The sequence below is a fragment of the Aeromicrobium sp. genome (assembly GCF_037719875.1).
Lineage (GTDB): Bacteria > Actinomycetota > Actinomycetes > Propionibacteriales > Nocardioidaceae > Aeromicrobium.
In genome coordinates, this window is record NZ_JBBJMJ010000001.1 from 184,217 (window position 1) to 204,160 (window position 19,944).

21 protein-coding genes are annotated in these 19,944 nt (G+C 67.6%); 16 read left to right on the plus strand and 5 right to left on the minus strand.

Features of this window, described 5'->3' with window-relative positions:
• Nucleotides 1-25 precede the first annotated feature (25 nt).
• The 5 genes from WKF39_RS01055 (at nucleotide 26) to WKF39_RS01075 (ending at nucleotide 4,615) form a co-directional block, all read left to right on the plus strand.
• Nucleotides 26-778 carry a lysophospholipid acyltransferase family protein gene (locus WKF39_RS01055; RefSeq protein ID WP_340385050.1) on the plus strand — a complete coding sequence of 251 codons (753 nt, stop codon included), beginning with the start codon at nucleotides 26-28 and terminating at the stop codon, nucleotides 776-778.
• A 112-nt stretch (nucleotides 779-890) separates the two neighbouring features.
• Nucleotides 891-1,919, plus strand: a complete 1,029-nt coding sequence (locus tag WKF39_RS01060; protein WP_340385052.1) for a 6-phosphofructokinase — start codon at nucleotides 891-893, stop codon at nucleotides 1,917-1,919.
• Nucleotides 1,920-1,992: 73 nt separating this feature from the next.
• Entirely contained in the window at nucleotides 1,993-2,469 is a 477-nt protein-coding gene (locus WKF39_RS01065; protein WP_340385054.1) for a DUF427 domain-containing protein, read from the plus strand.
• Nucleotides 2,470-2,568: 99 nt separating this feature from the next.
• A complete protein-coding gene (locus WKF39_RS01070) occupies nucleotides 2,569-3,906 on the plus strand; it encodes a 3-deoxy-7-phosphoheptulonate synthase class II (protein WP_340385055.1) in 1,338 nt (445 codons plus the stop codon).
• Nucleotides 3,907-4,129: 223 nt separating this feature from the next.
• Nucleotides 4,130-4,615, plus strand: coding sequence for a DUF1990 domain-containing protein (locus WKF39_RS01075; RefSeq protein ID WP_340385056.1), 486 nt, complete (start codon nucleotides 4,130-4,132; stop codon nucleotides 4,613-4,615).
• Here the strand turns inward: WKF39_RS01075 and WKF39_RS01080 are convergent.
• Both WKF39_RS01080 and pknB read right to left on the minus strand, forming a co-directional pair.
• A complete protein-coding gene (locus WKF39_RS01080) occupies nucleotides 4,591-5,142 on the minus strand; it encodes a carboxymuconolactone decarboxylase family protein (RefSeq protein WP_340385057.1) in 552 nt (183 codons plus the stop codon). The genes WKF39_RS01075 and WKF39_RS01080 overlap by 25 nt on opposite strands.
• A gap of 91 nt (nucleotides 5,143-5,233) precedes the next feature.
• A complete protein-coding gene (gene pknB / locus WKF39_RS01085; protein ID WP_340385058.1) occupies nucleotides 5,234-7,294 on the minus strand; it encodes a Stk1 family PASTA domain-containing Ser/Thr kinase in 2,061 nt (686 codons plus the stop codon).
• A gap of 213 nt (nucleotides 7,295-7,507) precedes the next feature.
• Here pknB and WKF39_RS01090 point away from each other — a divergent pair, with 213 nt between their 5' ends.
• Nucleotides 7,508-7,924, plus strand: a complete 417-nt coding sequence (locus tag WKF39_RS01090; protein WP_340385059.1) for a barstar family protein — start codon at nucleotides 7,508-7,510, stop codon at nucleotides 7,922-7,924.
• Here the strand turns inward: WKF39_RS01090 and WKF39_RS01095 are convergent.
• Nucleotides 7,899-8,942: a polyprenyl synthetase family protein gene (locus WKF39_RS01095; protein ID WP_340385060.1), complete on the minus strand. Its 1,044-nt coding sequence runs from the start codon at nucleotides 8,940-8,942 to the stop codon at nucleotides 7,899-7,901. The genes WKF39_RS01090 and WKF39_RS01095 overlap by 26 nt on opposite strands.
• A gap of 23 nt (nucleotides 8,943-8,965) precedes the next feature.
• Here WKF39_RS01095 and metF point away from each other — a divergent pair, with 23 nt between their 5' ends.
• The gene (gene metF, locus WKF39_RS01100; RefSeq protein WP_340385061.1) at nucleotides 8,966-9,859 is read left to right on the plus strand and encodes a methylenetetrahydrofolate reductase [NAD(P)H]; all 894 of its coding nucleotides are present in this window, start codon (nucleotides 8,966-8,968) and stop codon (nucleotides 9,857-9,859) included.
• 19 nt (nucleotides 9,860-9,878) lie between these two features.
• On the opposite strand, the gene WKF39_RS01105 is transcribed toward metF, so the two are convergent.
• The gene (locus WKF39_RS01105) at nucleotides 9,879-11,138 is read right to left on the minus strand and encodes an FAD-dependent oxidoreductase (RefSeq protein ID WP_340385062.1); all 1,260 of its coding nucleotides are present in this window, start codon (nucleotides 11,136-11,138) and stop codon (nucleotides 9,879-9,881) included.
• A 9-nt stretch (nucleotides 11,139-11,147) separates the two neighbouring features.
• A complete protein-coding gene (locus WKF39_RS01110) occupies nucleotides 11,148-11,726 on the minus strand; it encodes a DUF4126 domain-containing protein (protein ID WP_340385063.1) in 579 nt (192 codons plus the stop codon).
• 49 nt (nucleotides 11,727-11,775) lie between these two features.
• On the opposite strand from WKF39_RS01110, the gene WKF39_RS01115 reads away from it, so the two are divergent.
• The 9 genes from WKF39_RS01115 (at nucleotide 11,776) to murF (ending at nucleotide 19,934) form a co-directional block, all read left to right on the plus strand.
• Nucleotides 11,776-12,546, plus strand: coding sequence for a methyltransferase domain-containing protein (locus WKF39_RS01115; RefSeq protein WP_340385064.1), 771 nt, complete (start codon nucleotides 11,776-11,778; stop codon nucleotides 12,544-12,546).
• Nucleotides 12,533-12,931, plus strand: coding sequence for a DUF3040 domain-containing protein (locus WKF39_RS01120; protein WP_340385065.1), 399 nt, complete (start codon nucleotides 12,533-12,535; stop codon nucleotides 12,929-12,931). Before WKF39_RS01115 ends, WKF39_RS01120 begins: the two co-directional genes overlap by 14 nt.
• Before the next feature lie 203 nt (nucleotides 12,932-13,134).
• Nucleotides 13,135-13,584 (plus strand): division/cell wall cluster transcriptional repressor MraZ, encoded by a 450-nt coding sequence (gene mraZ / locus WKF39_RS01125; protein ID WP_340385066.1) that lies wholly within the window; start codon nucleotides 13,135-13,137, stop codon nucleotides 13,582-13,584.
• Nucleotides 13,585-13,708: 124 nt separating this feature from the next.
• Nucleotides 13,709-13,837 (plus strand): hypothetical protein, encoded by a 129-nt coding sequence (locus WKF39_RS01130; RefSeq protein WP_340385067.1) that lies wholly within the window; start codon nucleotides 13,709-13,711, stop codon nucleotides 13,835-13,837.
• A complete protein-coding gene (gene rsmH, locus WKF39_RS01135; RefSeq protein WP_340385068.1) occupies nucleotides 13,834-14,781 on the plus strand; it encodes a 16S rRNA (cytosine(1402)-N(4))-methyltransferase RsmH in 948 nt (315 codons plus the stop codon). Before WKF39_RS01130 ends, rsmH begins: the two co-directional genes overlap by 4 nt.
• The gene (locus WKF39_RS01140; protein WP_340385069.1) at nucleotides 14,778-15,227 is read left to right on the plus strand and encodes a hypothetical protein; all 450 of its coding nucleotides are present in this window, start codon (nucleotides 14,778-14,780) and stop codon (nucleotides 15,225-15,227) included. The genes rsmH and WKF39_RS01140 overlap by 4 nt, the downstream gene beginning before the upstream one ends.
• Nucleotides 15,224-16,972: a penicillin-binding protein 2 gene (locus WKF39_RS01145; protein WP_340385070.1), complete on the plus strand. Its 1,749-nt coding sequence runs from the start codon at nucleotides 15,224-15,226 to the stop codon at nucleotides 16,970-16,972. The genes WKF39_RS01140 and WKF39_RS01145 overlap by 4 nt, the downstream gene beginning before the upstream one ends.
• 140 nt (nucleotides 16,973-17,112) lie before the next feature.
• A complete protein-coding gene (locus WKF39_RS01150; RefSeq protein ID WP_340385598.1) occupies nucleotides 17,113-18,591 on the plus strand; it encodes a UDP-N-acetylmuramoyl-L-alanyl-D-glutamate--2,6-diaminopimelate ligase in 1,479 nt (492 codons plus the stop codon).
• A complete protein-coding gene (murF, locus tag WKF39_RS01155) occupies nucleotides 18,588-19,934 on the plus strand; it encodes a UDP-N-acetylmuramoyl-tripeptide--D-alanyl-D-alanine ligase (RefSeq protein WP_340385071.1) in 1,347 nt (448 codons plus the stop codon). Before WKF39_RS01150 ends, murF begins: the two co-directional genes overlap by 4 nt.
• Nucleotides 19,935-19,944 lie beyond the last annotated feature (10 nt).

Below are 19,944 nucleotides of genomic sequence, written 5' to 3' on the forward strand. Positions count from 1 at the left end.
TGCGGTTCAGAGTAGTGTCCTGTCCGTGTTCTATTGGTTCTTGAAGTTCCTCGCACTGGGTCCCGTGCTCAAGCTGATCTTCAGGCCATGGGCCGAAGGCACCGAGAACCTTCCGAAGGAAGGCGCCGTGATCTTGGCGTCGAACCACCTGTCGTACAGCGACTGGCTCTTCACTCCCTGCGTCGTCCCGCGGCGGGTCACATTCGTGGCCAAGGCCGAATACTTCGAGGGCTCGGGCATCAAGGGCTGGCTGCAGAAGACCTTCTTCTCCGGCGCCGGGCAGGTGCCGATCGACCGCACGAGCGGAAGCTCGGCTGCCGGCGCGATCAAGACGCAGCTGCGCCTGCTCGAGAACGGCAACGTGTGCGGTATCTATCCCGAGGGCACCCGCTCGCATGACGGCAAGCTCTATCGTGGCCGCACCGGCGTCGCACGCCTCGCCCTGGAGTCAGGGGTTCGTGTCATCCCGATGTGCGTCATCAACACCAATGTGGTGGCGCCTCCAGGGCGGATCTTGGGCAAAGTGGTCCGGGTGGGGGTCCGGTTCGGCAAGCCGCTGGACTTCAGCCGCTACGAGGGCATGCAGGACGATCGCTACATCCTGCGGGCGATCACCGACGAGATCATGTACGAGATCATGCGGCTGTCTGACCAGGAGTATGTCGACCTCTACGCCCAGGACGCCAAGAAGCGGGACCGTGATGTCGAGCGCGAGGACGCCAAGGTCGCCGCCCGTGCTGAGGCCGACGAGGTCTGGGACGAGATTCGACCTGAGTGAGCGCAGCGAGTGAACCTTCCGTCGCGCCAGCGGAGCGTGTGCGATCTGCAGCGAAGCCGCCGGCTCTGAGGCATGGCGAGATGACGCAAGGACCCAACCCAAGGAGACACATATGTTGGTCGGCATGCTCACCGGTGGAGGCGACTGCCCCGGACTCAACGCGGTCATCCGAGGCGCTGTCCGCAAGGGTGTCTCCGCGTATGGCCATGAGTTCATCGGGTTCCGTGATGGTTGGCGGGGACCGTTGGAGAACGACACGATGTCACTCGGCATCCCCGAGGTGCGCGGCATCCTGCCGCGTGGAGGCACGATCCTCGGCTCGTCTCGCACCAACCCGTTCGCGGTCGACAACGGCGTCGAACTGATCAAGGACAACCTCGCGGCCCATGGCTGCGACGCGCTGATCGCGATCGGTGGCGAGGACACCCTGGGTGTCGCGACCAAGCTGGCTGATCTCGGCGTCGCTGTCGTGGGAGTGCCCAAGACGATCGACAACGATCTGTCCGGCACCGACTTCACCTTCGGCTTCGACACCGCGGTCAACATCGCGACCGAGGCAATCGACCGGCTGCACACCACCGCCGAGTCCCATCACCGTGTCCTGGTCGTCGAGGTCATGGGACGCCACGCGGGCTGGATCGCGCTGCACGCGGGCCTCGCGGGCGGCGCCAACATCATCCTGATCCCGGAGCGGCCTTTCGACATCGACAAGGTCTGCGCCCAGGTCGAGAGCCGCTTCGCGACGCACTATTCGCCGATCATCGTGGTGTCCGAGGGCGCCGTGCCGGCCGAGGGCGGCGACATGTCCCTCGTCAGTGGTGAGAAGGATGCCTTCGGCCACGTACGCCTCGGTGGCATCGGCGACCGGCTCGCGTCCGAGATCGAGCACCGGACCGGCAAGGAGGCACGCGCTGTCGTGCTGGGTCACGTGCAACGTGGCGGCTCGCCGACTGCATTCGACCGTTGGCTCGCGACCCGTTTCGGCCTCCATGCGATCCAGGCCGTGCACGAGGGAGATTTCGGCACGATGGTCTCCCTGCGCGGCACCGATATCGCCCGAGTCCCGCTGTCGGAGGGCACGGCCGTGCTCAAGACCGTACGGCCCGAGCTCTACGAAGAGGCCGAAGTCCTGTTTGGTTGAGCAGATCGCGCGCAGCGAAGCGGGGTGGCTGGTTCGACGGGCTCATGGAGCTCTTCGGACATACCCTCAGGGCGTGACCGCGCGAACTGTCGAGAATGTCTGGGACTACCCCCGTCCGCCGTCGATCGAACCGAGCGACGAGCGAATCGTGGTCGAGCTCGCAGGGACCGTCATCGCCGAGACGTCGACGTCGTTTCGGATCTGCGAGACAAGTCACCCGCCGACTTACTACCTGCCGATCCACAGCTTCGGCCCCGAGGTCCTGCGTGCGGTTGCCGGCAGGACGTTCTGCGAGTGGAAGGGCACGGCCTCCTATTTCGACCTCGTCACCCCGGACCGGACGATCGCGGCCGGGGCGTGGACCTATCCTCAGCCGAGCGCGGGCTATCGCGACCTGGTCGGGCACGTCGCGATCTACCCCGGCAAGGTCGACCGCTGCACCGTCGACGGGGAGGTCGTCCAGGTGCAGGAGGGCGACTTCTACGGCGGCTGGATCACGTCCCGTGTGACGGGACCGTTCAAGGGTGCCCCGGGAACGATGGGCTGGTGAGGCGCGCGACTCCTTCGTCGCCGCTCCCCGCCCGGGCGCCTGCCTTCGCTGCGCTCGGCCCATGGCTGGGTACTTCGGGGACCCGCGTATTCTTGGTGGGTGAGCATTCCCAGTCTTGACGACCTCCATGCGATGGGTGCGGCCCAGCAACCCACGTATGTCGATCCGTCTGCCCGCGACGCCGCGGTGCAGAAGCTGCGGAAGATGCCCCCGCTCGTCTTTGCCGGGGAGTGTGATGCGCTTCGCGACCGGCTCGCGGAGGTCGCTCGCGGTGAGGCATTCCTGCTCCAGGGTGGTGACTGCGCCGAGACATTCGAGGGTGTGACCGCCGAGAACGTCCGCAACAAGCTGCGGGTCCTGCTGTCGATGGCAGTCGTGCTGACCTATGCCGCCAGCGTCCCGGTCGTCAAGGTCGGCCGCCTCGCGGGTCAGTATGCCAAGCCGCGCTCGAGCGACACCGAGACCCGCGACGGCGTGACCCTGCCTGCCTACCGCGGCGACGCAGTCAACGGCTTCGACTTCGACCCCGAGTCGCGCGCACACGATCCGCACCGGCTCGTCGACGTCTATCACGCATCGGCCGCGACCCTCAATCTCGCGCGGGCGTTCACAACCGGCGGCTACGCGGATCTGCGCCAGATGCACGCGTGGAACACCGACTTCGTCAAGAGCAGCCCGGTCGGGGAGCGCTATGAGCGCATCGGCGCCGAGATTGACCGGGCGCTGGCGTTCATGGATGCGATCGGGGTCGACCCCGATGAGTTCCACACCGTCGACTTCTTCTCCTCGCACGAGGCGCTGATCCTGGAGTACGAACACTCGCTCACCCGCATCGACTCGCGTACCGAGCGGCCCTATGACGTGTCGAGCCATTTCGTGTGGATCGGTGAGCGCACCCGTCAGCTCGACGGAGCGCACGTCGAGCTGCTGAGCAAGATCGCCAACCCCATCGGCGTCAAGCTCGGGCCGACCTCGACGGCGGACGACGCGATCGGGCTCTACGAAAAGCTCAACCCCGAGCGCACGCCGGGCAAGATCACCTTCATCACGCGCTTCGGTGCCGGCAAGATCCGCGACGGGCTGCCCAACCTGGTCGAGAAGGTCACGGCCGCCGGAATCGAGGTCGCCTGGGTGTGCGACCCGATGCACGGCAACACCTTCGAAGCGAGCAACGGCTACAAGACCCGCGAGTTCGATGACGTCATCGACGAGGTCCGCGGCTTCTTCGAGGTGCACCGCGCCCTTGGCACGTGGCCCGGCGGCGTCCACGTCGAGCTCACCGGCGACGATGTCACCGAATGCGTCGGTGGTGGCGGCAAGCTGGCCGCGGAGGACTTGAGCCACCGCTACGAGACGCTCTGCGACCCGCGGCTCAACCGAGCCCAGAGCCTGGAGCTGGCGTTCCTGGTGGCGGAAATGCTGTCTGGTCGTAGCTAGGTGATCTCACCTTGCGGTGGGGTCGGTCGCCAGGACTGCTCGTGCGTTTCACCCCACGGTTGGCTGATCTCAGGGGTGCCTTCGTCGTTTGTTCCGAGGTGCTCCTACGAGTCCGTGCGCCCTGGTCCATGCGGGGCGTCGTGACGGAACCGGGGGTGATCTCACCTTGCGGTGGGGTCGGTCGCGAGGACGAATCCATGCGCGCTGGTCCATGCGTGGCGTCGTGACGGAATCGGAACTGACGTATCCCGAGGTGGGAGCGACGGCTCGGGAGCCGTTGCCCGCGGGATATCACCACATGCGTAAGTCGCGCGCGCTCGGGGTCGTCGATCTCGACCAGGTCGCGGAGATCCTGACGAGGTGGAAGGTCCAGGAACGCGCCGGCGTACGTCAGGTCGCCGGTCCCGCCCGAGTCGTCCTGGGCGCTGATGTGACGTTCCGGTTCCTGCTCCAGACGATCCCGTGCCGGGTGGTCGAGGTCATCGACGAGCCAGATCGGCGGGGTTTTGCCTATGGGACGCTGCCCGGCCACCCCGAGACGGGGGAGGAGCGGTTCATCGCCGAGCGCGACCCGGCGACAGGGGAGATCACCGCGACGATCATCGCGTTCTCCAACGCCGCAACCTGGCAGACAAGGGTCGCCGGTCCGATCGGCCGACTCCTTCAGCGGGTCATGGCGAAGCGCTATCTCGCAGCGATGGTTCCCTGATCCTCGGGCTGCACCTTGAGGGTCAGGAGGACCGTGGCGAGGGAGTCGTACTGGCCACACAGCAACAAGAACTCGATCAGCTCGGGTTCGCGGAGGTGAGCGGCCAGCTCGGCCCAGGTCGCATCGTCGATGAACTTGTCATCGACGAACTGATCGACCGCGGCGAAGAGCGTACGCTCGCGGGCGGTCCACCCGGACCAGGACTCGTCGGCGAGGTGGTCGAGCTGCGCGGGGGTCACCCCGGCCTTGCGACCGATGCGCGCGTGATGGCGACGTTCATACTCGCACTCCCGGATCGTCGCGATGCGCAAGATGATGAGCTCGCTCTCGCGGCGAGGAAGCGTGCCGCCCGGCATGAGCTTGCCGCTGTAGTAGAGCCAGCCGCGGAACAGCTTGCGCTGGCGACCGAGGGTCGTGAAGACGTTGGGTTTGCTGCCACCGATGACGCGACCGGCGAGGGTGCTGAACCCGTAGTTGAGGAGACCGAGCTCCTTGAGGCCACCGGGTGCGATGCGGGGATGGTCCATCGGGTCAGTGTAGGGGAACCTGTACGCGCGTCTCACTACACGCGGCCAAGGTGGCTCAGAGGCACAGCCTGGCTCAGAGGCACAGCCTGGCTCAGAACAGGATGATCTGGACCGTCGAGCCGCGCTTGGCGCTCTTGCCGGCGCCGGGACTCTGGAACCGCACTGTCGGCTTGGCGGCCGGGCTGGTCTTGGTGGCATTGATCTTGAAGCCTGCCGCGCGCAGCAGCTTGCGGGCCGCGGCTTCGGTCCTGCCAGTCACATCCGGTACGTCGACGCTCTTGGGACCCTTCGACACCACGAGACTGATCGTGTCGTCCTTGAACTTCTTGCCGGCGCTGGGGGTCTGGGAGATCACGACACCCTCGTCGACCTTGTCATCGAAGGCCTCGGCGAAGACGACCTTGAAGCCAGCCGCCTCGAGTCCGCTCCTCGCGTCGGAGAGCGATCGGCCCACATAGTTCTCGACCGCGATGGGCTTGCGGCCCTTGCTGACCGCGAGGATGACGGTCTTGCCACGCTTGAGCTGGTCCTTGGGCGTGACGTTGACCGGACCGACGACCCGACCCTCGTCGATGGTCTCGCTGAAGACGCGCTCGGGTTCTCCGACCTTGAGGTCCACCTCATCCAGCGCAGCCGTGGCGGCCGCGAGGGTCTTGCCCTTGAGATCGGTGGGGATGGTGACCCGGTCCGGGCCCTTGGAGACGACGGCATTGATCTTGCCTCCCGGCAGGATCTTGTCGCCTGGACCTGGGTCGGTCTCGATGACGCGGCCGAGCGCGAACTTCTCGGAGAAGACTCGCTCCTCGACAGAGAACTCGAATCCCGCCTGCTGGGCCTTCTCCCTGGCCGCGGTCTCGGCGCTGCCGGTCAGCGTGGGCGTCTCGGCATAACGCCCGACGCTGAGGTAGTAGCCGACACCGAACACCAGGAGAGCCAGCAGGACGACCAGGATCAGGAGGTTGCGTCCACGGTGCGACTTCTGCTCGCCGGACCGCGCCCGCCTGTAGTCCTCGGCCGACATGGCGGGGTGCAGACCCGCCGGACGCTCGGCCGTCTCGGCGAGGGCAGGGGGCGTGTGGAGATCAGAGGGCCGGACGAGGGGGGGCCTGACACCCGAGTCGGGTGACCACTGGACGGTGGGCTCGGAGAGCCGGACCGACTCGGTCGGCGCCCCATCCGAGGCCATCGCCGCCGCAGGGACTGCGCCGAGCGCGACCCGAGGCACCGAGACCGTTGGTGCGTCGTCGGCGACCCGGCCACCTGGCATGAGGTCGGCGACCAGGTCGGGATCGTCGGTGAGCCCTGCGTCGAGGGCGCGTTGCACGGATCGCACCTGTTGCAGCATCACGCGGGCATCGGTGGAGCGCTGATCGCGATCGCGGACGGTGGCGCGCGCCACGAGCGCGTCGACATAGGGCGGTATCCCTGCCTGGACTGCGGAAGGGGGACCGATGTCCTCGTGCACATGCTTGTAGGCGACCTGGATCGGTGACTCGCCCGAATGTGGTTTGACCCCGGTGAGCATCTCGAAGAGCATCGCGCCGCACGCATAGACGTCGGAGCGCGCGTCGGCACCATCGTTGGTGACGATCTCGGGGGCGAGATATGACACCGTGCCGATCAGGGTGCCTCCGGTCGCGGTCGTCGCGGCACTGACCGCGCGAGCCAGGCCGAAGTCGGCGACCTTGACGTCACCGTCCGGCGTGATGAGGACATTCTCGGGCTTGACGTCACGGTGGATGATCTTGGCGGCGTGCGCCGCCGACAGCGCGACGAGAACCTGCTCGAGGAGCTCGAGCGCTCGGTACGGCGGCATCGGCGCTTCCTCGCGCATGAGGTCGCGCAGGGTGTGGCCGGGGACGTACTCCATCACGAGGTAGGTGACCTCGCCGTCCTTGCCCTGATCGAAGACCGAGACGACATTACGATGGTTGAGCTTGGCGGCGGATTTGGCCTCGCGGACGAAGCGGTCGGTGAATAGTTGGTCATCACCGAGCCCGTGGTGCATGATCTTGATCGCGACGCCGCGGTCGAGTCGGCGGTCGGTGGCCTGGAAGACACTTGCCATTCCACCCCGCGCGATGCGTTCGCCGATCAGGTAACGGTCGCTGAGGACACTTCCGACCAGGGCTTCATCGCGCGTCAATGTCACGCCACCCTCCTCGACCTGTGCGGATACCTTCGACCTGTCCAATGATTCTAGAGACTCTTGCACACCCGGAGCGTGACGCTGGCCCGTGTCCCGGTCACGTCGTGATGTTCGCCACGCCGCGATGCGACACACTATCGGGCATGCGTCGCCCCCTCTGGATCCCGTGCTGCTGGTCGTCCGACTGGCATGCCTGCCAGATGTCGAGGGGCTCCGATGACCGCGTCGTATGACTCGCTGCTGGCCGGTTCGACGTCGTCGGGGCTGTTCAGCTGGCGAGGCGCGCCCGAGAGGGACCTCGTCGAGGAAGCGCTGTCAGTCGGCTGGCAGGCGCTGACGCTCGACACGCGGCTCGTGAGAACCGTCGAGGACTTCTACGAGGAGCTGGCGACGTCATGGGGCCTGCCTGGGTGGTTCGGCCGCGACCTCGACGCACTGTTCGACACGCTGGCGGACCTGGCCGTGCAGCCGACCGTGATCATCTGGGACGGGCTGGCCCACCTCGCGGATGTCGACCCGGTCCACGCCAGTGCTGTCGTGGACATCTTCTGCGACGCCGTGGGGCAGGCGCCGTCGCTCGCGGTGATCTTGCGCGGCGAGCTCGGCGTCAACGACTTCGACGGGTTGCTGTGAGCGCGAGTGGGCCCAGGATCGCTCGGCTCCTGGCGCCGAGCCGGTCGATGGCGGCATCGGACTGATCCTCGAGCCGGGCGATGTCGTTCTCGACCGCCGCGAGCGCGCCGCACGAGCTGATGAGATCACGGACGGGCCCGACTCCGTCGGACGTACCCAGGCAGGAGCGGAGCAGCGCCCGCCCTGCGTCGTCGGTCAGCTCTGCCGCCCGGGCCACCAGCACGGTGCGCTTGCCCTCACGGAGGTCGTCCCCGGCCGGCTTCCCGGTGTGCTTCGGATCGCCGAACACGCCGAGGACGTCATCTCGGAGCTGGAATGCCTCACCGAGCGGCAGCGCGACCTCGGTCAGTCCGGCAATCAGTTCCACGTCGGCTCCGGCGAGTGCTGCGCCAATGTGGAGGGGGCGCTCGACGGTGTACTTCGCCGACTTGTAGCGCACGACCTGCATCGCCTCGGCGACCGAAAGTGACTCGCGGGTCTGCCCCGCGACGTCGAGGAACTGGCCCGCGACCACCTCGGTCTTGCAGAGGTCGAGGAAGCGCAGCGCGTCCGGCGTGCGGGGGAGCTCGCTGGACCTGAACAGCTCGTCGGTCCAGGACAGGAGCAGGTCGCCGAGCAGAATCGCCGCCGAGACCCCGAATCCGACCGGATCGCCGTGCCGGGACTCCTCGTGGTGCTGTGCTTCGAATGCGCGATGCACGCTGGGGCGGCCGCGTCGGGTGTCCGAACCGTCCATGAGGTCGTCGTGCACCAGCGCGCTTGCCTGCAGCCACTCGAGAGCGGCGGCCGCTGTCACGATGCGCGGCTCGTCGGCATCGCCGCCGGCCACGAGCCAACCGGCGTAGCAGAACTGGGGGCGCAGGCGCTTGCCGCCGGCGACGAAGGCGATCGCGGCGTCCGCGAGGTCATCGAGATCCGGTCCGAGCTCGGTGAGGATCAGGCGCTGGCTGTCGACGAATGATCGCAGGGTGTGATCTACACGCGTCCGGAATTCGGGATCATCGGCGCGTGGAGTCACAGCCCGGACGATACCGTTGGCCCATGCCTTCCGAAGACCAGTCCCTCGTCGATGCGCTGCGAAGCCCCTCGCCGAGCTACTCGTTCGAGTTCTTCCCGCCCAAGGACGACGAGGGCGAGGCCCTGCTGTGGCAGACGATCGCCGAGCTCGAGCCGCTCGAGCCGACCTTCGTGTCGGTGACCTATGGCGCAGGTGGCACGAGCCAGGAGCGTACGGTCCGCATCACGGCTCGCATCGCAGAGCAGACCCGGATGCGTCCGGTCGGTCACCTGACGCTCGTCGCGCAGACTCGCGGCGAGATCGAGTCAGTGCTCAAGCAGTACGCGGCGGCAGGCGTCGACAACGTGCTCGCACTCCGGGGAGACCCCAAGGGTGGTCCGCGCGCTGCATGGGAACCGCATCCCGACGGCATGGACCACGCCGTCGATCTCGTCGAGCTCGCGACGGGTCTCGGCGGATTCCGCATCGGCGTCGCGGCGTTTCCCGAGGGCCACCCCGATGCTGCGAGCCTCGAGCACGACGCCCAGGTCCTGGTCGCCAAGGCCGAGGCCGGCGCCGAGTACGCCATCACCCAGCTGTTCTTCCGCGCCTCGGACTACTTCTCCCTCGTCGAGCGGGTCCGGATGATGGGCTGCGACATGCCGATCGTCCCGGGCATCATGCCGATCCTCAACTTCGCGCAGGTCGCCCGGATGGCCGAGCTGTCCGGCGCCGAGCTGCCTCGCGAGGTTCTCGACCAGGTCGAGCCGATCCAGGACGACAAGGCGGCCGTGCGCAGCAAGGGCATCGAGCTGGCCACCCAGCTGTGCCGCGACCTGCTCGCCGGGGGCGCTCCGGGCCTGCACTTCATCACGCTCAACCGGTCCAAGGCGACTCGCGAGATCTTCGAGGCCCTGCGGTCAGACGGCGTGGTCTGACCCTCGTCGGCGGGCCGGGTCAGCGGGGAGCCGGACCGACCGCCTCGGCGATCGATGCGGTCGCCATCCCGATGGCCTCGAGGGTCGCGCCGGGATGGGCGTGGGCGCCGGCGAAGTGGAGGCCGCCGGTTGGCGCGACCCCCGGCAGATCGAAGGCGCTCGCCCAGCCGCGCCACGTCCAGCCCCAGTGCCCCATCCCGACGAGGTCACTGGGTGTCAGGTTGGTCTGGTCGACCGCGAACGGTCTCAGGTCGATCCCGAAGCGCACGAGCGCGCGCAATGGATCCTCGCCGCTGCGGTGCTCGATCGTCCACAGCCCGTCGCCGCCCGACCACAGACGGATCGGGGGGTTGGAGTGGACCAGGATCTCACCGGGCATCGAAGGTGCATCGGGTGACAGTGCGACCAGGGTCCTGGACGCCGGGATGACGGGCATCAACCGCGGTGGGGGCAGGGGAGCGGGCCACGTCGGGGCGCACCAGACCACGACATCGGCCGGGACGGTACGACGATCGGTGACGACGCCTTGCACCTGACCACGGTCCAGCACGAGCTCGTGAGCCGACTCGCCGAGCTCGATCGCGACGCCGCGCTCGCCGAGCCTGGTCTCGAGCGCGGCGGCGAGCGCCGGCAACCCTCCGGCGAAGCGCCAGCGGCCGAACGAGCGCTCGACGTAGTGGCTGACTGCCGCGAGGGCGGGAGTCGATCGTCGGTCCTGCCCGGCGAGGCGTAGCGGATCGAGCACGAGCTTGCGGAGGCGGTCGTCGTGCAGATCCTTCTCGGCGAGGGTGGCAAGGCTGCGACGAACACGCAACGACTTGCGGACGGACCGGTCCACGACGTCCTTGCCGGGCCACACCTGGTCGAGTGCCATCCGACGGAGGATGTCCCAGGTCTCGGCGAACGTGTCGACCCACGGTGACCACTCGTCCTCCCCGAAGGTCTCCATCAGGGCCGTGTGCTGATCGCCCCGATTGCCCAGGGGGAGGTCCAGGGTCGACTTGTCCTTGAAGACGTGGCGGCGTCCCTCGGTCATCGTCAGCCCGAGGACCTGCTCCAGTGGGCGACCGGACTTCCGGAACAGGTCGCGGAACACTCCTGGGAGCGTCACGGTGTCGAGCTCGGTCTGCCACGTTCGGCCCTCGATGGTCACGCCGCCCAGGCGACCGCCGAGTCGTTCACCGGACTCCAGGAGGACCACGTCGTGCCGCAGCTTGGACAGCCGGGCCGCGACGGACATCCCGGCGAAGCCGCCACCCACGACCACGACGTTCGCCATGCGCGCACACTACGCGGTGGTGCTCCGCCGCCTGCGCCATGCCTTCCGGATGACCCTCCACAGCACGATCACGGTGAGGATGCCGGCGATCAGCAGGGAGGCCGAGACGCTCAGGGCAACCCAAGGATGGTTCACGGCGAGCGCCACGACCGTGATGACGCCCACGTCCTCGGCGGTGCTGACGATGCCGTTCGAGAATGGTTCCGGCGACGTGTTGACCGCGAGTCGTATGCCCGACTTCACGCCGTGTGATGCCAGCGCCGTCCCGCCACCGAGCGCGGTCAGGAAGGCCTGGTCGACCCCTCCCGTGTCGCCGGCGAACTGGTAGGCCACGAACGCTCCCACGGTGGGACGCACGACTGTCGAGACCGCGTCCCACACCGAGTCGGCGACCGGCACCTTGTCGACGACGAACTCGATCGCGAACATCACGAGCGAGATCACGAGCACGTCGGTCCGCGCGAGTGCGTCGGGGATCGTGCTGGTGTCGCTCAGGCGGTCGATCAGGCCGAGGACGGCGACCGTCGCATACGCGTTGACTCCGCTCGCCCAGCCGCTGGAGAACACGAGGGCAGTCAGGGACTCCATGGACCGACGCTATCGGAGACGGCTGTTCGCGCTGTGGCACAGTGTCCGCATGGGTCCGGTCCGCACTGAGCTGATGTGGCAGTCCGTCGTAGACGCGGTTGATCTGGCCGGATCCGGCGAAGCCCTCGACGTCCTCGACCTGGGCGGCGGCACGGGTGGGGATGCGGTCCGTCTCGCGGCGCTCGGCCATCGCGTCACGGTGGTCGATCCGAGTCCGGATGCGTTGGCCTCGTTGCACCGTAGGGGTGTGGAGGCCGGACTCGATGAGGGCGTCAACGGCGTCCAGGGCGATGCCGACGACCTGCTAGAGCACGTGTCATCGGGCTCGTTCGACCTGGTGATCTGTCACGGTGTGATCGAGCACGTGGATGACCCGGCCCACGCCCTTTCGACGATTGCGACGGTCCTGCGACCCGGAGGTCATGTCAGCGTTGTGGTCGCGGGCCGCAATGCCGCGGTCGTCGCCCGGGCCCTTGCGGGTGACTTCGTCACCGCCCAGGCGCTCGTCGAGCGATCGGCCGGCACATGGGATGTCCGCACGATGGGCTTTCGGCGTTTTGTGGTGGCCGAGCTGGAAGAGCTGCTGACCTCGCATGGTTTCAGCCCGGTGGCGACCAGTGGCTTGCGCGTGTTCGCCGACCTGGTGCCCAGCGCGATCGTCGATACCGAGCCCGGAGCGCGCGACGCGCTGTACGCCCTCGAGCGCCTGCTGAGCAGATCTGCGGAGTTCACTTCGCTTTCGGCTGGTCTGCACACGATCGCGCGCCTAGACTTGCCATCAGCAACATCCGATCCAGGAGGCAACAGTGCCGCTGTCTGATGAAGAGGCCCGGCTGCTCCACCAGCTCGAGCAGTCCTTGGCCGCCGAAGACCCCGACTTTGCGTCGACCCTCCGCGGCTCGAAGTTCATGGCTCACAACCGGCGCGTCGCGGCTCTGGCCGTCCTCGGCTTCATCGGTGGCCTCGTGGTGTTGTTCGCGGGAGCCGTCTCTGCCATGACGTGGCTCGGGGTCGTGGGATTCGTGGCGATGCTCGCGACGGCCTATTTGTTCATGACCGCGTGGAAGCGCGGCATCGGTGGCCGCGACGAGGAGCAGGTCCGCAGCCCGGGCAGCAGGCCCAGCAAGCCGAGCAAGCCGTCAGGGACCTTCGTCGACCGCATGGAGGAGCGCTGGCAGCGTCGCCGGGACGGCGACGATCGCTAGAACCGCCCCACTTCACTCCACTTTCACCGCTACCGCCCCTACGGGGGCGGTTTTTCTTTGCCATGACGGCGATTTCTTTGCTCTCCACGGAGTGGTGAGCGCGCCCAAGAATCCCTGAGAAACCCTTCTTTCTGACCCCCAAGTGGGGGAAGGTGGGGTATGGTGGGGCGAAATGGAGCAACTGGTCGGCGAGGAGGAGCGAGGTGAACCCGGATGTATCGAACTTCTTCGGCACCTACACCCCACGCCTCGACGACAAGAGCCGGCTGTTCCTGCCGGCGAAGTTCCGCCCCCGCCTGGAGAACGGCATCGTTCTCACCCGCGGGCAGGAGAACTGCATCTATGGCTGGACGACCGAGAGCTTCAACGCCTTCACCGACCGGGTCCGGGACACGCCGTTCACCAATCAGGCCGCCCGCAACTTCACCCGCATGTTCTTCTCCGGCGCTTCGTCGGAGGTGCCCGACAAGCAGGGACGCATCTCGGTGCCGCCGGTCCTGCGCGACTGGGCCCACCTGGACCGCGACTGCACGGTCGTCGGAGCGATGGACCGGATCGAGATCTGGGACTCGGGTCGTTGGACCGAGTTCTCGAATGCCCAGGAAGGTCCGTTCGCGGACATGTCAGAGGAAGTGATGCCCGGCATCTTCTGACGGTCGTGCGGCGAGATCTGCGCCCGCCTGGTTCTGACGCCACTTCCCCGGTGTCAGACCCAGCGGTCGCGGATCTGGCCGCAGGACATCAGCCGGGCACCGACAACGGACAGGACGAGTGGACATGAGGATCGACACGAGCACGAGGCGCGTACGGCACGAGGTTGCCGACGGCGTCGCGCTCATGCTGTTCTCATTGGGCTCCTCGGTGGTGCTCGCGCTCCTCATTGCGCTCTTGCTGGGTCTGCTATGACAGAGGCGAGCCACGTACCAGTTCTCCTGGAGCGCGTTCTCGACCTCCTCGCGCCTTCGGTCGCGGTCGACCGTCCGGTCGTGGTGGACGCGACCCTCGGGCTCGGCGGTCACACCGAAGCAATGCTCGACCGGTTCGCCGACCTGCACGTCATCGGCGTCGATCGCGATCCGGAGGCGCTGGCCCGAGCCAAGGACCGCCTGGCTGCCTACGGCGATCGGGTCACGTTCGCCCACGCCGTCTACGACGAGATCGCTGACGCCGTCACCGAGGCCGGTTTCCGGACCGTGTCCGGGGTGCTGTTCGACCTGGGCGTCTCTTCGATGCAGCTCGACCGCGCCGACCGGGGCTTCGCCTACAGCCAGGATGCCCCGCTCGACATGCGGATGAACCCCGAGGACGAGCTGACCGCCGCGGACATCCTCAACACCTACACGTCGCGCGACATCGCCAAGGTCCTGCGGGAGTACGGCGAGGAGAAGTTCGCCAAGCGCATCGCCGACGCGGTGGTCGCCGAGCGGAGCCGCGAGCCCTTCACCAACAGCGCCCGGCTCGTCGACCTCATCCGTACGTCGATCCCGGCCGCTGCCCGCCGCACCGGTGGCAACCCCGCCAAGCGCACGTTCCAGGCCCTCCGGATCGAGGTCAACGACGAGCTCGGCGTCTATCGCCGGGCACTGCCGGCCTCGCTCGAGGTGTTGGCACCCGGAGGCCGCGTCGTGGTGCTGGCCTACCACTCGCTCGAGGACCGCATCACCAAGCGTGCCTTCACCGAGGTCACGACCACCGATGTCCCGCGGGACCTGCCGTTCGTGCCCGAGGGGCACGAGGCGAGGTTCCGGCTCGTGACCCGCGGCGCCGAGATGGCGACAGAAGGCGAGATCGAGGAGAACACCCGTGCGAGGTCTTTCCGCCATCGCCTCGTCGAGCGGATCGCAGCATGAGCGGTCAGATCGCGTCGGCCGCGGCCTCGTTCCAGCGGATGGCTGCCAATCCCGGTCTCCTGCCGGAGACTGCCAAGTCCGCCGGAATGCGGCTCGTGCGGCCCGTACGCAGCCGGGCCCGCAAGGCGCCGTTCGTCGTGGTGATCCTCACGGTCCTGTCGATCGGCCTGGTCGGGCTGATCGTGATGAGCACGATTCTGCAGGCTCAGTCATTCGAGGCCGAGGCGCTCAACCGCAGGGCGGCCGTGCTCGATACGCAGCAGCAGGCGCTCGCGCGTGAGGTCGACCAGCTGCAGAGCCCGGCAAATGTCGCGCGTCGCGCCATCCAGTTCGGCATGGTGCCCAACACCAACCCGGCATTCTTGCGCCTCGCAGACGGCAAGGTGCTCGGCAAGCCCGAGGCGGCCAAACCCGGCAGCAGCAACATCAGGAGCGTGACGCCGTGAGCGAAGGCAAGGTCAAATCCCGGCGGCGCCTGCGGGTCTGTCTCGCCGTGGTGATCGGGGTCTTCGGGGTCTTCGGCATCCGGCTCTTCCAGATCCAAGGTCTCGACGCCAGCGCATACGCTGCGATGGCGGTCGAGGCCGGCACCGCCAAGAGCACGGTTCCTGCGCCCCGCGGGGCGATCCTCGACCGCAACGGCGTCGAGCTCGCGTCGAGTGTCGATGGACTGACGCTGACAGCCGACCCCAAGATGACCGCGGCCGTCGCCCCACAGATCGCTCGAATCCTGCGACAGAAGCTCGGCAGCCGGATCGACTACTTCGACATGATCGACAAGCTGCGCACACCCGACTCGCGCTTCGTCTACCTCGTGCGCGACGTGCCTGCGTGGACGGCCAACAAGGCGCTGAAGGCGATCAGCGATGCGAAGCTGACCGGTGTGTTCAGCGAGAAGGAGACGCTGCGGACCTACCCCGGTGGCAAGCTCGCGGCCAACCTGCTGGGCTACATCAACGGCGCAGGCAAGGGCGTCGCCGGCGTCGAGCAGAAGTATGACAAGACCCTGACCGGCACGGACGGCTCCAGCACCTACGAGGTCTCGCCGACCGGCCAGCGGATCCCGATGGCCGACAGCACAGTCACCGAGATGGTGCCGGGCGGCAGCGTGAAGACCACGATCGACCGCGATCTGCAGTGGTACGCCGACCAGCGTCTGGCAGACGCCGTGCGTGAGTCCAGCTCGGACTTCGGGCTCGCGATCACGATGGACACCAAGACCTGCCAGATCGTGCAGATGTCGCAGGCGCCGACGTTCGACGCCGACACCGGGACCGGCATGGTCGACTCCAACACGGTCTCGCGGGGTGTGCAGAACGTCTACGAGCCTGGCAGCACCATGAAGACCATCACGATGGCCGCATTGGCGGACCAGGGAAAGGTCGCTTCGGACACCCCGATCGTCGTCCCTTCTGGCATGACGATCGACAAGTTCCCGATCGGCGACTACTGGGAGCACGGCACGCTGCACCTGACCGCCGCAGGCGTCATCGCCAAGTCGTCCAACCTCGGCACGATCGTCGCCGCCCAGCAGATGAGCAACCAGACGATGTATGACTACTTCCGCAGGTTCGGCTTCGGCCAGATGTCGGGTGTCAACCTTCCCGGGGAGTCGGACGGAATCCTCAAGAACGGCAAGGACTGGACCAAGGCCAATCACGCGACGATCTCGTTCGGCCAAGGCATCTCGGTGACAGCGATGCAGATGGTGCGCGCGGTCGGTGCGATCGCCAACGCAGGCAAGATGTGCGAGCCGTCCGTCGTGAGCAGCGCGGGTGGCGCAGACGGCGAAAAGGCCGAGATCCCGTCCAAGCCCGGCAAGCGCGTGGTCTCCAAGGACGCCGCGGCAACCGTCACCCGCATGATGGAGGCCGTCACAGCTCCGGACGGCACCGCTCCCGCGGCGTCCATCAAGGGCTACCGGGTCGCCGGCAAGACCGGCACAGCGTGGCGGGTCGACCCGGCCACGGGCCGCTACATCCGCGGACAGAACACCGTGTCGTTCATGGGCTTCGCCCCGGCCGACAACCCGCGGTTCCTGACGTACATCGTGCTCGACAAGCCCTACAGCAACGCCGGCGGCGGCTCGACGGCAGCGCCGGTCTTCCACGACATCATGTCGATGGCGCTCGAGCGCTTCGGCGTCGCACCCAGCGGCGCGAAGAATCCGAAGGTCGACCAGACGTGGTAAAAGCCCCACCCACGCTGACGGGTCACTTTTCGTCCTATGACGGGTCACAAACCGTCCGGTGACGCAGTCAACAACTGACCCGTCGGGGGACGAAAAGTGACCCGTCAGCGGGGGGATAGGTTGGGGGGGTGACTGAGGAGATGCGGGTCCGTCCACGGGAGACGCCGCGGTGGAGCCTCACGGAGCTGGCTGCCGAGCTCGACGCCGTTGCCACCGACGAGGCAGCGGTCACCGGCATCTCGCTCAACACCCATCAGCTCGAGCCGGGTGACCTCTATGCCGCGCTGCCCGGCGCGCGGGCCCACGGCGCGACCTACGCCGTGGCGGCCCTCGACCGGGGGGCCACGGCGGTGCTGACCGATCCAGATGGCGCGGGGCTCATCGATGGGTTGCCGATGATCGTGGTCGACGAGCCGCGAAAGGCCCTGGCCGCACTCAGCAGCAGGTTCTACGGCAACCCCAGCAGCTCGTTCACGACGGTCGGCATCACCGGCACGCAGGGCAAGACCACCACGACCTACCTCGCTGAAGCAGCGCTCGGCGATCGCGTGTCCGCCGTCGTGGGCACGATCGGGACCCGAATCGCCAAGGTCCCGGCCGCCTCGTCGCTGACGACACCGGAGGCCCCGCAGCTCCAGGCGCTGTTCGCGGTCATGCGCGAGGAGGTAGTCGAGCTGTGTGCCATGGAGGTGTCCAGTCATGCCCTGGTCCAGGGTCGGGTCGACGGATTCGTGTTCGACGTCGCGGTCTTCCTCAACCTCGGCCGCGACCACCTCGACTTCCACACCGATCTCGAGGACTACTTCCTCGCGAAGGCCGCGTTGTTCACGCCGCAGCACGCCCGGCGGGCGGTCATCAACATCGATGATCCGCATGGGCGTCGGTTGCGCGAGCTCACCCCGCTACCGGTCACGACCTTTTCGACCGACGGAAGCTCGGCGGACTGGCGTGCGGTCAACATACGACCGCACCGGGTCGGCACGGACCTGGAGGTTCTGGGACCCGGCGGTGTGGCGATCGACCTCTCCGTCCCTCTGCCCGGTGTCTTCAACGTGTCCAACGCGCTGGCTGTCATCGCCGCGTTGTCCGAGGCAGGTCACGATGCAGGGGAGCTGGCCGCCGGCATCGCCGCGAGCACCGGGGTGCCGGGACGCATGGAGCACGTCGAAGCCGGCCAACCGTTCACCGCGATCGTCGACTACGCCCACAAGCCCGACGCCGTCACGGCTGTGCTGACGGCTCTCCGCCCGGTCACGGCGGGGCGACTCATCATCGTGATCGGCGCCGGAGGCGACCGTGACCACGGCAAGCGCCCCCTGATGGGTCAGGCGGCCGCGCGACACGCGGACGTCGTCATCGTCACGGATGACAACCCACGCACCGAGCGGGCCGCATTGATCCGAGCCTCGGTGCTCGAGGGCGCCAGTGCCGGCCCCGGTGTGGCGGTCGAGGTGGACGGCCGCCGGGAGGCGATCGCTCGCGCGGTGGCGATGGCGCACCTCGGCGACACCGTCGTGGTGGCCGGCAAGGGTCACGAACGTGGCCAGGAGGTCGGTGGGATCGTGCATCCCTTCGACGACCGTGAGGTGCTGGTCGAGCTGATCGGGGAGCGGGCGTGATCCCTCTCTCACTGCGTCAGATTGCCGACATCACCGATGGCGTGGTCCTCGGCGACGAAACGATCGTCATCGATGCTCCGGCCTCCCTGGACTCCCGCAGCGTCGAGTCGGGTGGACTGTTCGTGGCCATGGCCGGTGAACACACCGACGGCCACGCCTATGCGGCCCAGGCCGTGGCGGCCGGGGCTGCGGCCGTCCTGTCCTCTCGTGTCGTGGATGCCCCGACCGTCGTGGTCGATGACGTCACTGTCGCGATGGGTCGGCTCGCGCGGCACGTGCTGGACCTCCTGGAGGACCTCACCGTCGTCGCGATCACGGGCTCGAGCGGCAAGACCAGCGCGAAGGACCTCCTGGCGTACGTCCTGGAGCCGGACGGCATGACCGTGGCGACGGTGGGCAACTTCAACAACGAGCTCGGGGTTCCCCTCACGGTCCTGCGGGCAGACGAGCTGACTCGTTACCTCGTGGTCGAGATGGGCGCGCGCGCGCTCGGTGACATCGCGAAGCTGTGCGCGATCGCGCCGCCGGACCTCGGCATCGTGCTCAACGTGGGCACGGCACACATCGGCGAGTTCGGCTCGGTCGAGGTCATCGCCCGGGCCAAGGGTGAGCTCGCCGCAGCAGTCCAGCCAGATGGTGTGGTGGTGCTCAACGCCGACGACCCGCTCGTAGCCGCGATGGCCACCCGGACCGAAGGGGCGGTCGTGACGTTCGGGGAGTCCGGGGACGTCGCGATCAGCAATCTCACAGTCGACGCGGCGGGGTCGCCGACCTTCACGCTCACCAGCGCAGGGCGTAGTGTCCGCGCCGCCGTCCCTCTGATTGGTGCCTATCAGGCGTGCAACGCAGCAGCGGCTGCTGCCGCCGCGGTCGCGCTCGGCGTCGACCTCGGGACGATCGCCGAGCGGCTCGCCACTGCGACCTCGCGCACCTCGATGCGGATGGAGCGGCACGTACGCCATGACGGGCTCGTCGTGATCAATGATGCCTACAACGCCAACCCCGAGTCCATGGCGGTCGCCCTGCGAGCCGTCGCGGGAATGGCCGGTGGCCGGGCGGTCGCCGTGCTCGGCGAGATGCTCGAGCTCGGACCGGGCAGCCATGCCTCACACCTGCAGATCGGCCGGCTCGCCGCAGATCTGGGATTCGCCCGGGTGGTCGTGGTGGGCTCGGGCGCTCGGGGCATAGCCGAAGGGGCGGGTGATATCGCTGTCGAGGTCGAGGATGTCGATGTGGCCGTTCACACACTCTCCGCGAGCCTGTCCGGGGACGAGGTAATACTTGTGAAAGCATCGAGGGGCGGCCGGCTCGAGCGGGTCGTCGATGCCCTGCTGCAGGGCTGACCGATACTCA

Bases quoted from the DNA above. Each gene is read 5' to 3' on its own strand.
- WKF39_RS01060 (WP_340385052.1), top strand. From the start codon at position 891: ATGTTGGTCGGCATGCTCACCGGTGGAGGCGACTGCCCCGGACTCAAC.
- WKF39_RS01080 (WP_340385057.1), bottom strand. From the start codon at position 5,142: ATGGACCATCCCCGCATCGCACCCGGTGGCCTCAAGGAGCTCGGTCTC.
- WKF39_RS01090 (WP_340385059.1), top strand. From the start codon at position 7,508: ATGACCGCGTCGTATGACTCGCTGCTGGCCGGTTCGACGTCGTCGGGG.
- metF (WP_340385061.1), top strand. From the start codon at position 8,966: ATGCCTTCCGAAGACCAGTCCCTCGTCGATGCGCTGCGAAGCCCCTCG.
- WKF39_RS01105 (WP_340385062.1), bottom strand. From the start codon at position 11,138: ATGGCGAACGTCGTGGTCGTGGGTGGCGGCTTCGCCGGGATGTCCGTC.
- WKF39_RS01110 (WP_340385063.1), bottom strand. From the start codon at position 11,726: ATGGAGTCCCTGACTGCCCTCGTGTTCTCCAGCGGCTGGGCGAGCGGA.
- WKF39_RS01115 (WP_340385064.1), top strand. From the start codon at position 11,776: ATGGGTCCGGTCCGCACTGAGCTGATGTGGCAGTCCGTCGTAGACGCG.
- WKF39_RS01130 (WP_340385067.1), top strand. From the start codon at position 13,709: ATGAGGATCGACACGAGCACGAGGCGCGTACGGCACGAGGTTGCCGAC.
- rsmH (WP_340385068.1), top strand. From the start codon at position 13,834: ATGACAGAGGCGAGCCACGTACCAGTTCTCCTGGAGCGCGTTCTCGAC.
- WKF39_RS01140 (WP_340385069.1), top strand. From the start codon at position 14,778: ATGAGCGGTCAGATCGCGTCGGCCGCGGCCTCGTTCCAGCGGATGGCT.
- WKF39_RS01150 (WP_340385598.1), top strand. From the start codon at position 17,113: ATGCGGGTCCGTCCACGGGAGACGCCGCGGTGGAGCCTCACGGAGCTG.